Here is an 11,970-nt window from a genome sequence, read left to right as displayed (position 1 = left end):
GGCAACGCTTCAGTGGCCGCGGTCGCGGCCGCTGCTGACCTCTTCGGGTACTGGTTCTTTCGACATGCGCTTGCGGAACAGCGCCGCCCGCGCCAGCAAAAGCGTGGTTACCGGCACAGTGATCGACAGCAGGATCGGAATCAGCCATGCGTGCAGCACGGGTGCATCCTTGAGCCACGAAAAATAGATGATCGAGGCCAGTGCCACGCACCAGGCGCCAATGGTCGAAGCCAGTGCCGGTGGGTGCATGCGCTGGAAGTAATCCTTCAGGCGCAGCAGGCCTATCGCACCGATCAGGGCGAACAGGCTGCCGGTCAACAGCAGTGCAGCGGTGATCAGCTCCAACCAGAACGGCAATACCATGTTTTCAGTCATTCGATCACCTCACCGCGCAGCAGGAACTTGGCCAGGGCAAACGAGCCGACAAAGCCGAAGAGGGCAATCAGCAAGGCACCTTCGAAGTAGGTGTCACTGGCATAACGGATGCCCAGTACCAGCATGGTCAGCATGGCCAGGATATACAGGTAGTCCAGCGCCAATACCCGGTCCTGGGCGGACGGGCCACGGAACAGCCGGATCAGCGCAAGGCCCATGGCGAGGGCGAAGATGAACAGGCTGGCAAGAACAGCGTTGGCGAGCAGGCCTGTCATTGGAAAATCTCCATCAGCGGGCGTTCGTAAGTGTCTTTGAAGTGCTTGATGAAAGCGGCTTCGTCATCCAGGTCGAACACGTGCAGCAGCAGTACGCTGCGGTCCAGCGCCAGTTCGGACCAGACCGTGCCAGGCACTACCGTGGTGATCATCGACAGCGCCGCCAGGCCGTGCGCATCGCGCAGGGCCAGCGGGATGTGCACGAATGCCGAGCGTGGCGGCTGCTTGCCGGCACACAGCACACCACGGGCTACCAGCAAGTTGGACCGGATTACATCCAGGCCTACCCGACCGATCAGCCGGGCGATGACCAGTGGTCGCCGCACGTGGGCATGCTGTGGGCGCAGTGGCGCCATCAGCAGCGGCGCCAGCACGCCAAATGCCGCAGCCAGCAGCAGGTTGCCCGGGCTTAGCGACAGGTTCAACAGCAACCACAGGCCAAACAGCGAGACAGATAACAGCGGGGCGGGGAACAGTCGGTTCATGGCTGCACCTGTACGTCGAGCGAGGTGGGGCCAGGAATCGGCCGCGCGGACATCACGGCCTCTATATAGGCGTCGGGGGCCTGCAGGCTGGCGGCGGTGTCCTGGGTGTAGCGCAGCAACGGCTCGGCCTTGAGGCTGAGGATGATGCACAGGCCGAGCAGGATGACGATAGGCAGGCACTCGTAGCGGCGCAGCACCGGTGACTGGCGCTCCTCGGGTTTCCAGAAGCGCAGGATGCCGACGCGGCCAAATGCGATCAGCGAGGCCATGCCGGACAGAATCAGCAACGCCACCAGGCCCCAGCCCGCTGCACTCAGCGGCTGCTCGGGGGGTACCCCAAGCCCTTGCGGGTTGAACAGTGCACTGATCAGGTTGAGCTTGCCGACAAAGCCCGACAGCGGCGGCATGCCGATGATCAGCAGTGCGCAGGCGATGAAGCTGAGGCCAAGGAAGGCCATGGTCCACGGAATGATCTGGCCGATTACGGCTTTTTGTTCATCGTCGAGGTTGATGCCTTTGGGCGGGTGCAGCGATTCCAGCAGCGGCGGCAAGGCGCCTTCCTCGTCCTCCAGCGGCACTTCGTTGGCCGAGCGTGAGCGTTCGACCAGTTCGGCAAGCAGGAACAGCGCGCACAGCGCCAGCGTCGAGTTGACCAGGTAGAACAGCGCGGCACCGGTCAGCGCCGGTTGGGCGAAGCCGACAGCGCCGAGCAGGGTGCCGGCCGAGACCAGGATACTGAGGGCCGCCATGCGCTCCAGGCGTTGCGCGGCCAGGATCGAAACGGCCGCTACCGCCAAGGTGACCAGCCCACCGTACACCAGCCACTCACCGCCAAAGTGGGCCGAGGCCCCGGCCTGTCCGGAAAACAGCAGCGTCCACAGGCGCAGCACGGCATACAGGCCGACCTTGGTCATGATGGCGAACAGGGCGGCCACCGGTGCGCTGGCCGAGGCGTATGCAGGCACCAACCAGAAGTTCAGCGGCCAGATACCGGCCTTGACCAGGAATGCCATGGCCAGGATCGCCGCACCAGCGTGCAGCAGGCCACGGTCGGCCTCTGGCACCAGCGGAATCTTCAGTGCCAGGTCGGCCATGTTCAGGGTGCCGGTGACGCCATACAGCATCGCCGCGCCTACCAGGAACAGCGAAGAGGCAAACAGGTTGATAGCGATATAATGCAGGCCGGCGCGGACCCGGGCGCGGCCCGAGCCGTGCAGCAGCAGGCCATAGGAGGCCGCCAGCAGCACCTCGAAGAACACGAACAGGTTGAACAGGTCGGCGGTGAGGAAGGCCCCGTACAGGCCCATCAGCTGGATCTGGAACAGCGCATGGAAACTGGCCCCGGCGCCGTCCCAACGGGCGCGGGCAAACAGCAGGGCGCTGAAACCGATGATGCCGGTCAGGGTCAGCAGCAGGGCCGACAGGTGGTCCACTACCAGCACGATACCGAATGGGGCCGGCCAGTTGCCCGGCAGATAGACGCCAATCGACTCTGCCTGGCCCTGGGTGCGTACCCACATCAGCAGGCTGACTGCGATGCCCAGGCCGGCGAAGGTCGACAGCAGGTTCAGTCGGGCCTTGAGCTGCCGATTTTTCTCGCCCAGCAGCAACATGACGGCTGCGGTGACCAGTGGCAGCAGGATAGGCGCGACGATCAGTTGGCTCATGCCGCTCATTCGTCACGCTCCCGACCGTCCACATGGTCGGTGCCGGTCAAGCCGCGCGAGGCCAGCAACACCACCAGGAACAGCGCGGTCATGGCGAAACTGATGACGATGGCAGTGAGCACCAGCGCCTGCGGCAGGGGGTCGGTGTAGTGCAGCAGGTCCTGGGTAACCCCGTCCTTGATGATAGGCTCCTTGCCGATGAACAGGCTGCCCATGCTGAAGATGAACAGGTTGACCCCGTACGACAACAGGCACAGGCCCATGATCACCTGGTAGGTACGCGGGCGCAGGATCAACCACACCCCCGAGGCGGCCAGCACGCCGATGGCGACTGCAATCACTTCTTCCATCAGACGGCTCCTGCTTGGCTGGTTTTCGACGGGGTGCCCGGGCGGTAGGCACGCACCGACTGGTGCGCCAGGGCAGTGAGGATCAGCAGCGTCGAGCCGACCACCACGGTGTACACGCCGACATCGAAGAACAGCGCGCTGGCCACGTGCACGTCGCCGAGCAGCGGCAGGTGCAGGTGGGCGGTGTGCGTGGTGAGGAACGGGTAACCGAGCAGCATGGCGCCAACCCCGGTCAGGGTCGCGCACAGCAGCCCGGTGCCCATCCAGCGCAGCGGCCGCAGGCTCATCTGTGCCTCGACCCACTGGGTGCCGGCCACCATGTACTGCAGGATGAACGCCACCGACATCACCAGGCCGGCGACAAAGCCGCCACCTGGCTGGTTGTGGCCGCGCATGAACAGGTACATCGACACCAGCAGGGCGATCGGCAGCAGCAGGCGCACCAGCACTGCGGGCACCATCATGAAGCCCAGCGCAGTGTCGGTGGCATGCCGCGGGTTGATCAGGTCGGTAACCACGTCCGGTGCCAGCTGGCGTTGCTGTGCCGGCAGTTGCATGCTCTCTTTCGGTGGGCGGAAGCGCCGCAGCAGGGCAAACACCGTCACGGCCACGGCCACCAGCACGGTGATTTCACCAAGGGTGTCGAAGCCACGGAAGTCCACCAGCATCACATTGACCACATTGGTGCCGCCGCCCTGTGGCAGCGCCCGGCTCAGGTAGAACGAGGAAATGTCGTTGGGTGTTGGCCGGGTCAGCATGGCGTAGGACAGCACGGCCATGCCACCACCCACCAACACCGCCAGCAGCAGGTCGCGCAGGCGGCGCATGCGCGCGCGCTCCAGGCTGCCGGGCAGCGGCGACACGCCTTCGATACGTCGCGGCAGCCAGCGCAGGCCTAGCAGGATCAGTACGGTGGTGACCACTTCCACCACCAGTTGGGTCAGCGCCAGATCGGGCGCGGAGAACCAGACAAAGGTGATACAGGTCATAAGGCCGCAAACGCTGACCATGATCAGTGCTGCCAGACGGTGATACTTGGCCTGGTAAGCGGCACCGATAGCGCAAGCAATGGCAATCAGCCACAGCGCGACGAACACCCCCGAACCCGGAATCTTCGGCCGCTCACCCCAGGTCAGGCCGCTGTAGAGCATGGGCGTGAGGCCAGCGAGGAATGCGGCTACCACCAGCATGAACAGCTGCGACTGCAGGCGACGGGTGGTGAGCAGGCGCTCTATGCGCCGTGCCATTACCATCAGCAGGACCTGGCCATGCTCGAACAGGCGCTTGCCGTTGAACCGTCCGATCAGCGGTGGATAGGGGAATCGGCCCAGCTGTAGCTGCTTGCGCAGCAACAGGTACAGGAGGATACCGCCGCTCATGGCTACCAGGCTCATGATCATCGGGGCATTCCAGCCATGCCAGATGGCCAGGCTGTATTCCGGCAAGGTGCCGCCGACTACCGGCATGGCCGCAGCGGCCAGCAAGGGGCCGACGGATTGCGCAGGGAATATCCCTACCACCAGGCAGGTCAGCACCAGCAGCTCGACCGGGGCGCGCATCCAGCGCGGCGGCTCGTGCGGGGTGTGGGGCAAGTCCTGGGCGGGGGGGCCGAAGAATACATCGACGGTAAATCGCAAGGCGTAGGCGACGCTGAAGGTGCCGGCCAGAGTGGCGATCACCGGCAATGTCGCTTCGACCCAGGCGGTGCTGCTGATGAACACGGTCTCGGCGAAGAACATTTCTTTCGACAGAAAACCGTTCATCAATGGCACGCCGGCCATCGAGGCGCTGGCGACCATGGCCAGGGTGGCGGTGTACGGGACAAGGCGTATCAGGCCACTGAGGCGACGGATGTCACGGGTGCCGCTTTCGTGGTCGATGATGCCGGCAGCCATGAACAGCGAGGCTTTGAAGGTGGCGTGGTTGAGAATGTGGAACACCGCGGCGACGGCAGCCAGAGGGCTGTTCAGGCCAAGCAGCAGGGTAATCAGGCCCAGGTGGCTGATGGTCGAATAGGCCAGCAGGCCCTTGAGGTCGTTCTGGAACATCGCCGCGAATGCGCCGAGCAGCAAGGTAAGGGCGCCGGCGCCGCCGACGATCCAGAACCATTCCTCGCTACCGGAAAGCACCGGCCATAGGCGTGCCAGCAGGAACACCCCGGCCTTGACCATGGTCGCCGAGTGCAGATAGGCCGATACCGGAGTAGGCGCTGCCATTGCATGGGGCAGCCAGAAGTGGAAGGGAAACTGTGCGCTCTTGGTCAGCGCACCGAGCAGGATAAGCGGTAGCAGCACCGGGTACAGCGCGTGCTGGCGGATGGTGTCGCCGGCAGCCAGGACCTTGTCCAGGTCGTAGCTGCCGACCACATGGCCGAGCAGAAGCGCCCCCACCAGCAGGCATAACCCCCCCGCGCCGGTCACCATCAACGCCATGTAGGCGCCGCGGCGGGCGTCGGCGCGGTGGTGCCAGTAGCCGATCAGCAGGAACGAGAACAGGCTGGTGAGCTCCCAGAAGAACACCAGCTGAATCAGGTTGCCAGAGATCACCAGGCCCAGCATGGCGCCCATGAACGCGAGGAAGAAGGCGAAGAAGCGCGGTACCGGGTCTTGCGGCGACATGTAGTAGCGCGCATACAGCGACACCAGCGTACCGATGCCCAGTACCAGCAACGAGAACAGCCAGGCAAAGCCGTCCATGCGCAGCACCAGGTTCAGCCCCAGGCTGGGCAGCCACAGGAATTCTTCGCGAATCACACCGCCATCGGCAACCTGGGGGTACAGCAGTGCTACCTGGACAGTGCCGACCAGGGCCACGAGCCCGGCAAGCACGGACTCGGCGTTACGTGCGTTGTGCGGCAGCACGGCTGCCAGGCAACTGCCCACGAACGGCAGAAGCAATAGCACTATCAATGACATAGCGTTCTATTCTGAGAAGTTTGCCAAGGATCATACGTGCCGAGGGGATGATCACCAACACGCAAGCTGTCGCAGGATCCTACAAAGAGGCTGTGACAAGCTGTTTTTTTATAACATTTCTTTACAAAGCATAGCTGCTGTTTACCGCTTTACAGCCCGGCCTGGCGTTCGCCTTCTGCTTGCACTTCACGCGCGTCGGCAGCTTCGCGTGGGCGGCGTATTCTGAGCTCGCTGACCACTACGGCAATCACGATCAGCAAGCCGCCGAGCAGCGCCACGCCCGGCAGGCGTTCGCCGGCGAGGCGCCCGACGATCCCGGCCCACACCGGTTCTCCGGCATAGATGAGGGTGGCGCGAGTGGGTGAGACCGACTTCTGCGCCCAGTTCATCGCCACCTGTATGACCGCGCTCATGGCGCCCAGGCCCACGGCACTGGCCAGCAGCAGCCAGGAGAAGTCGGGAATGCGCTCCTGGGTCGGTACGATCATCAGGAATGCCAGCAGCGAGGCAGTCGCCAGTTGCACCACGGTCACCCGGCGCACATCGACCTGGCCGGCGTAGCGGCTGATCAGGATGATTTCGGCAGCGATGGCCACCGCGCTGACCAGCGTCACCATCTCGCCCTCGCTGAAGTGCAGGCTGCCGCCTTCCGGCCCGGCCAGCAGCATCAGGCCGACAAAGGCCAGACAGATGCCGATGCTGGGCATCAGGCCAGGGCGCCGGCCCAGGACCAGCCATTGCAGCAGTGGTACGAAGGGGACGTAGAGCGCGGTAATAAATGCAGACTGGCTGCTGCTGATGGTTTGCAGGCCCATGGTCTGCAGGCCATAGCCAAGCATGATGGTTACGCCGATCAGCATGCCGGCCTTCAGTTCGGTGAAGGTCAGCCCGGGTAACGCCCGCGCCGACACCACGCCAACGAACAGCGCGGCCGCAGCAAAACGCAGGCCGACGAAGAACATCGGGCCACTCACGGTCATCACGTTATGCACCAGCAGGAAAGTGCCGCCCCACAACATGGTGATGAACACCAGCACCAGTTCGGCCTTGCTCAGGCGAAAGGTAATGGCGGGGGTCGACTTGTTGCTGGGCTGGCTCATGCTCTTGCGCACTCGGAGGGGGCGGCGCACAATCGCCGCAAAGTGGGCAGTATACTGCGCAATATCGACCAGTGAGCAATATAGTGCACAAAGATTCTTCGCACCGCGCATCCGTGCTGCAACATGTCAGCCACAACGTCCGCCGCCTGCGTAACGCTTGCGGCCTGAGCCAGACGGCGCTGGCCGAACGCTCCGGGGTCAGCAGGCGCATGCTGGTGGCCATCGAGGCAGGGGAAAAGAATGTCAGCCTGACCACTCTTGACCTGATTGCCGAAGCCTTGGGCGTGGCCTTCAGTACGTTGATTCAGGCACCTGACCAGCGTGATCCGGGGCGTATCGACGAACTGGCCTGGGCCGGCGAGTGTCCGCAGAGCCGGGCAGTGCTGCTCGGCACCAGCCCGGCCCGCCGCGAGGTGGAGCTTTGGGAATGGACGCTGGCGCCGGGCGAGTGCTATTCCAGCGAGGCCGATGCGGAGGGCTGGAGCGAGCAGATCTACGTGGCTGAAGGGCAACTGACGTTAGTCATCGAGGACATCGAGTTTCGCCTGCTTGAGGGGCAGTTTCATGTGTTCCCCAGCAATTGCCGGTATGCCTATCGCAACGATGCGACGGTGGCAGTCCGGTTCGTGCGCAATGTTGTGATCTGATCGAGTCTCATCGGCCACTCGGGACCTGTGTCAGTCCTTCATCAAATCGTCAGTCTTCACCACCTTGGCATAGGCAAACGCCAGCGCCGCCATCGCCGAATCATGTACCTGCGCTGCCGGCACCTGTTTGCCGTTGAACTCCAGCGGCAGCGTCGCACACGCATCGTGCGCCACGGTCACCTCATAGCCCAGGTCGGCCGCGGCCCGGGTGGCGGCGTCGATGCACATGTGGCTCATGCTGCCGGCGATGGTCAGGGCCTCGACGCCGTGCTGGTCCAGTGTCTGCTTGAGGTTGGTGCCAAGGAACGCATTCACCTTGTGCTTGAGCACCACGGGTTCATCCTGCAGTGGCTGGACCTTGGGGTGGATGGCCGCGCCAGGCGACTCAGGCGCGAAGAATGGCGCATCGGCGCTGTCGAACTCGTGGCGCACATGCACCACCAGGTCACCGCGCTGGCGCGCCGCTGCCAGCAGCCTGGCGGCATTGTCGGCCGCCTGGTCGGCACCCTCCAGGGCCCACTTGCCGCCCGGGAAGTAGTCGTTCTGGATGTCGATGATGATCAGCGCTTGCTTGCTCATGCTGCCTCCTGTGGCAGTAGTCGTTGTGTGAGGTTAGTTATAGGCTGTGTGCACCGACCTGACGATTGGCGTGACCGACACTATGCGGGCAAAAACTGACACCTCTGCCAACCTGGACATTGGCCTGCTGTTGTATCCCGGCGTGCAGCGCGCCGCCGTGCATGGCCTGGCCGACCTGTTCCTGGTGGCCAACCGGGTTGCTGCCGAGCTGGGCGCCGTCGACTTGCCGCCGGTGCGCATCAGCTATTGGCAGGCAGATGCGGCAGGGCAGTTGTTGCCAGCTGTTGATAGCTCGCCAGTCGTTGTACCGGGCCTGCGCGTACTGATCATTCCGCCAAGCCTGGAATCGGCACCACCGGGCGAGTTGCTCCAGCGCCACCGCGCGTCTTTGTGTCAGCTCCACGCGAGCGGCACAGTGCTGGCGTCGGTGTGTATCGGGGTGTTCTTCATCGCCGCCAGCGGCCTGCTCGATGGCCGCCCGGCCTGTACCCACTGGAACTACGTGCATGCACTCGCCCAGCGTTATCCAAAAGTGCGGGTAGAGGCTCAGCAGCCGTTGCTCGATGACGGTGACATTGTCACTTCGGCCGGGCTGATGGCCTGGACCGACCTGGGTCTGCGTTTGCTGGAACGGTTTCAGGGAGCAACGGTGGCGCGGGAGACGGCCCGCTACCTCGCGGTCGATCCGGTCGCGACGCCGTTACCTGGTGCGGTGTTCAACCCGCGCCTGGACCACGGCGACGAGGCTGTGCTGAAAGTGCAGCACTGGCTGCAGGGCGATCGCGGGCAGGATGCAGGCCTTGCTGCAATGGCGGCGTGCGCCGGGCTGGAGGAACGCACCTTCCTGCGGCGCTTTCGGGCAGCCACGGGTTTGCGCCCGACCGAGTACTGCCAGCAGGTCAGGGTGGGGCGGGCGTGTCGCTTGCTGGAATTCACCCGGCGCAATGTCGAGCAGATCGCCTGGGGCGTGGGTTACCAGGACGCAAGTGCGTTTCGCAAAGTGTTCCAACGCATCACCGGACTGACGCCGAGCGATTACCGGCGGCGGTTTGCGGTGACAGGGTAGGGCTCGGAAACCACTTGACCTTGACCTTGCTTGAGGTTTTACCCTGCCGTGCATCGCGCTGCATGCGTCCTTGACCAGGAGACCGTTGATGACGGCAAGCCCTCATGCCCTGTGGTTCACACAGATGATCGAATACCAAGTGCCGAGCATATACCAGCACGCCCTGGTCCAGGCCCTGGTAGCCCGCAGCGAGGCGCTGGCTAACCGCTGCGAAGGGCTGCAAGGTGTCAGCATCCAGGCCAGCGACGACGGCAGCCGGGTACTCCAGTACCTGCAGTGGCAGTCGCGTCAGACGTGGGCTGCGGCGGCTGCCTGCTTTGTCGAGGAGCCGTTCCTTGAACTGCTTGCCCGGCACCAGGCGCGTGGCGTCAACTTTGCCGCGTACCAGGCGGTACGCAGCCTGGTACGGGGTGAAGATGGCGGCCTGCATTGCCAGGTGGGCAACCCTCAGGCGTACCAAGGTGCATAGTGCGGATAGCGGTCCAGTCGGGCGCCGATGACCATTTCGCTGACCCAGGCCGCCAGGATCGAACTGTAGGCCTTCTGGCTCTCCTCGCTGGACAATGCGTGGTCGGCACCGTCGACAATACGATGGGTCAGCGAATGGGCGCTGATGAAAGCCGAACGGTAGCTCATCAGCGTGCTGTGCGGCACATAGTCGTCCTGCTCGGACTCCACCAGCAACACATCCCCGCTGAATTCGGCACAGGCCGCCAGCGCACGGTTGTCGGCCGGGCCCAGCGGTCGCTGGCGGTAGGCGTTCAGCCGTTGCCGGTCGAGGGTTTGCTTGGGCATATCCCATTCATCGTCCCAGTACATGGCGGGTACCCGCAGGGCCAGCCATCTGACCGACCGCTCGCGGGTCAGCAAAGTCGCCAGGTAGCCACCATAGCTGCTGCCGATGATGGCGATCGCCTGCGGATCGACCGCGGGGTGGCCGGCAAGCCGGTCGTACGCCACCATCAGGTCCTGCAGGTTCTGCTCGCGGGTGACGGTCAGCCGCTGGCTTGCGGTTTTTTCATGGCCGCGCAGGTCGAAGGTCATGCATACGCAACCCAACCCGGTGATGTGCCGGGCACGGGCCAGGTCGCGTTGCTGGCTGCCGCCCCAGCCGTGCACGAAGAGAATGCCCGGCATCTGGCTGCCGGGGCTGACCAGGGTGCCAACGATGCTGTCGTTTTCAACTTGCAGTTCAACGGTTTCACTCTGAATGGCCATGCTCGCGAATCCGCGCAAATTTGCTGAGTTGTCCGAGTTCACTGTCGTTTCCTTGATAGAAGAGGGTGGCATCAGAGGGGAGGTCAGGGGTGCCGAACACTTCATGGGTGGACGCGTGCACTCGTTGCAATGCAGGGTCGTCGGCAAACGCCTGCAGGGCCAGCAGTTCGGCACTGCTGGCGCCGCCCAGGCGCCAGGACTGCTCGAGTACACCGCTGCGCAGGTGGCCTTGAGGGTCGCGGCCGCGAGCAATGTCGTAGTTGCGGCGTGAGGCGATGAAGCCCGGGAAGTGCTGCTCGGCAGCCTGCTCGTAGGCAATGGCCTGGTTGATCGCCAGGCGCAGGTGGTCTTCCAGTGGCAGTTGCAGCAGCGCCTGATAGTCGCCACGTACCACCACCAGGTCCGAGCCGCCATAGACCTCGGCTCCTTGATGGTCGTGGGTCAGCTGCTGGGTGCCGTGATAGCTGCAGGTCAGGCCGGCAACGCGCACCTGGCCGACACTGAAGGTTTCGACCTTGCTCAGGTCTTCTTCAAGCACCAGTCCCCACAATGCCAGCTGCTGGTCGTCCATGCTGGCCAGCAGGGGCTCCAGCGCATCCGCGCTGTCGATAACCTGCTGCCCGCGGCCGGCACAGGCCAGCACAGGCTTGACCCGCAACGGGCCGTCCATCAGCAACAGCTGAGCAGCGGTACGGGCGTCGGCCTTGTTGAACACGGTATAGCCGCGCAGCAGGGCGTCGCTGGCCTGCCGGGCGAAGGCATCGGTCCAGCCAGGCGGGAAGCTTGCATTGGCGGGCAGGGGGTGGGAGATCGCCTTGGTCGCCATATAGGGGCTGGTGACCACGCCGCCGAACAGGTCCTGCTCGTCGCAGATGCCGATGGTGGCCTGTCGCTGGGGGTCGATCAGCGTTTCGGTGGGCAAGTAGTAGTAGCCGTCGTCGGCGGTTGGCGGGTCGGCCGGTTTCATGTGCGGGCAACCCAGCAGGCGCGCCAGGCCATCGGCAAGCTTCTGGTGTACGGCACGCTCGTGATCGGGTGTGCTGGCGCGGGTGTCGAGCAGCACCACGGCAGTTTTCGGCTTGCAGACACTGGGCATGGTCATTTGCCTGTGTGCAGTGAATGTACTGCGTGTGAAGCCGGCATCTTGCGGAAGTTCAGTAGGACGTGATCGGTGGTCCTCGCCCGGTTGTAGGAAGCGTCTGATTGCACAAGGCATGGCGGGCAATACATGCCTTGTCTTGGTCGACGTGATTGCAGGGGCTGGGCGGCTGTTCCATTATCGGAGCATTGGAC

Annotated in this window: 13 protein-coding genes; 3 read left to right on the top strand and 10 right to left on the bottom strand. The window is 64.0% G+C overall.

The features are described 5' to 3' along the window. Positions 1–9: 9 nt before the first annotated feature. The 7 genes from AC5O5R_RS18640 to AC5O5R_RS18610 all read right to left on the bottom strand — a co-directional run bounded on the left by AC5O5R_RS18640 (position 10) and on the right by AC5O5R_RS18610 (position 7,167). A complete protein-coding gene (locus tag AC5O5R_RS18640) occupies positions 10–375 on the bottom strand; it encodes a Na+/H+ antiporter subunit G (protein ID WP_172233724.1) in 366 nt (121 codons plus the stop codon). Next, the gene (locus AC5O5R_RS18635) at positions 372–650 is read right to left on the bottom strand and encodes a K+/H+ antiporter subunit F (protein WP_003250109.1); all 279 of its coding nucleotides are present in this window, start codon (positions 648–650) and stop codon (positions 372–374) included. Before AC5O5R_RS18635 ends, AC5O5R_RS18640 begins: the two co-directional genes overlap by 4 nt. Continuing rightward, the gene (locus AC5O5R_RS18630) at positions 647–1,135 is read right to left on the bottom strand and encodes a Na+/H+ antiporter subunit E (protein WP_172286981.1); all 489 of its coding nucleotides are present in this window, start codon (positions 1,133–1,135) and stop codon (positions 647–649) included. Before AC5O5R_RS18630 ends, AC5O5R_RS18635 begins: the two co-directional genes overlap by 4 nt. Continuing rightward, on the bottom strand, positions 1,132–2,811 hold the full coding sequence (locus AC5O5R_RS18625; RefSeq protein ID WP_494511321.1) for a monovalent cation/H+ antiporter subunit D: 1,680 nt from the start codon (positions 2,809–2,811) through the stop codon (positions 1,132–1,134). The genes AC5O5R_RS18630 and AC5O5R_RS18625 overlap by 4 nt, the downstream gene beginning before the upstream one ends. Next, complete coding sequence (locus tag AC5O5R_RS18620; protein ID WP_003250128.1) at positions 2,808–3,152, bottom strand: Na+/H+ antiporter subunit C; 345 nt, start codon at positions 3,150–3,152, stop codon at positions 2,808–2,810. Before AC5O5R_RS18620 ends, AC5O5R_RS18625 begins: the two co-directional genes overlap by 4 nt. After that, positions 3,152–6,067 carry a monovalent cation/H+ antiporter subunit A gene (locus tag AC5O5R_RS18615; RefSeq protein WP_172287075.1) on the bottom strand — a complete coding sequence of 972 codons (2,916 nt, stop codon included), beginning with the start codon at positions 6,065–6,067 and terminating at the stop codon, positions 3,152–3,154. Before AC5O5R_RS18615 ends, AC5O5R_RS18620 begins: the two co-directional genes overlap by 1 nt. Positions 6,068–6,216: 149 nt before the next feature. Further along, positions 6,217–7,167 (bottom strand): DMT family transporter, encoded by a 951-nt coding sequence (locus AC5O5R_RS18610; protein ID WP_172228312.1) that lies wholly within the window; start codon positions 7,165–7,167, stop codon positions 6,217–6,219. Between the two features lie 83 nt (positions 7,168–7,250). Between AC5O5R_RS18610 and AC5O5R_RS18605 the strand changes: the two genes are divergently transcribed. Further along, positions 7,251–7,814, top strand: coding sequence for a helix-turn-helix domain-containing protein (locus AC5O5R_RS18605; RefSeq protein ID WP_172228310.1), 564 nt, complete (start codon positions 7,251–7,253; stop codon positions 7,812–7,814). Positions 7,815–7,844: 30 nt separating this feature from the next. Here AC5O5R_RS18605 and AC5O5R_RS18600 read toward each other — a convergent pair whose 3' ends face one another. Next, entirely contained in the window at positions 7,845–8,393 is a 549-nt protein-coding gene (locus AC5O5R_RS18600) for a cysteine hydrolase family protein (RefSeq protein WP_172228308.1), read from the bottom strand. A gap of 82 nt (positions 8,394–8,475) precedes the next feature. Here AC5O5R_RS18600 and AC5O5R_RS18595 point away from each other — a divergent pair, with 82 nt between their 5' ends. Together AC5O5R_RS18595 and AC5O5R_RS18590 are read left to right on the top strand one after the other, a co-directional pair. Further along, positions 8,476–9,459, top strand: coding sequence for a GlxA family transcriptional regulator (locus AC5O5R_RS18595; RefSeq protein ID WP_172228314.1), 984 nt, complete (start codon positions 8,476–8,478; stop codon positions 9,457–9,459). Positions 9,460–9,547: 88 nt separating this feature from the next. Next, positions 9,548–9,928 (top strand): antibiotic biosynthesis monooxygenase, encoded by a 381-nt coding sequence (locus AC5O5R_RS18590; RefSeq protein ID WP_172228306.1) that lies wholly within the window; start codon positions 9,548–9,550, stop codon positions 9,926–9,928. Here the strand turns inward: AC5O5R_RS18590 and AC5O5R_RS18585 are convergent. Both AC5O5R_RS18585 and AC5O5R_RS18580 read right to left on the bottom strand, forming a co-directional pair. Next, positions 9,907–10,677, bottom strand: a complete 771-nt coding sequence (locus AC5O5R_RS18585; RefSeq protein WP_172228304.1) for an alpha/beta hydrolase family protein — start codon at positions 10,675–10,677, stop codon at positions 9,907–9,909. The two genes, AC5O5R_RS18590 and AC5O5R_RS18585, sit on opposite strands and share 22 nt — an antisense overlap. Further along, a complete protein-coding gene (locus AC5O5R_RS18580) occupies positions 10,661–11,779 on the bottom strand; it encodes a DUF3182 family protein (RefSeq protein ID WP_172228302.1) in 1,119 nt (372 codons plus the stop codon). The genes AC5O5R_RS18585 and AC5O5R_RS18580 overlap by 17 nt, the downstream gene beginning before the upstream one ends. Positions 11,780–11,970: the final 191 nt, after the last annotated feature.

Source organism: Pseudomonas sp. 8_5_2 (assembly GCF_059295255.1).
The sequence above is the reverse complement of the archived record's forward strand: the minus strand, read 5'-3'. Positions and strand labels throughout refer to the sequence as shown.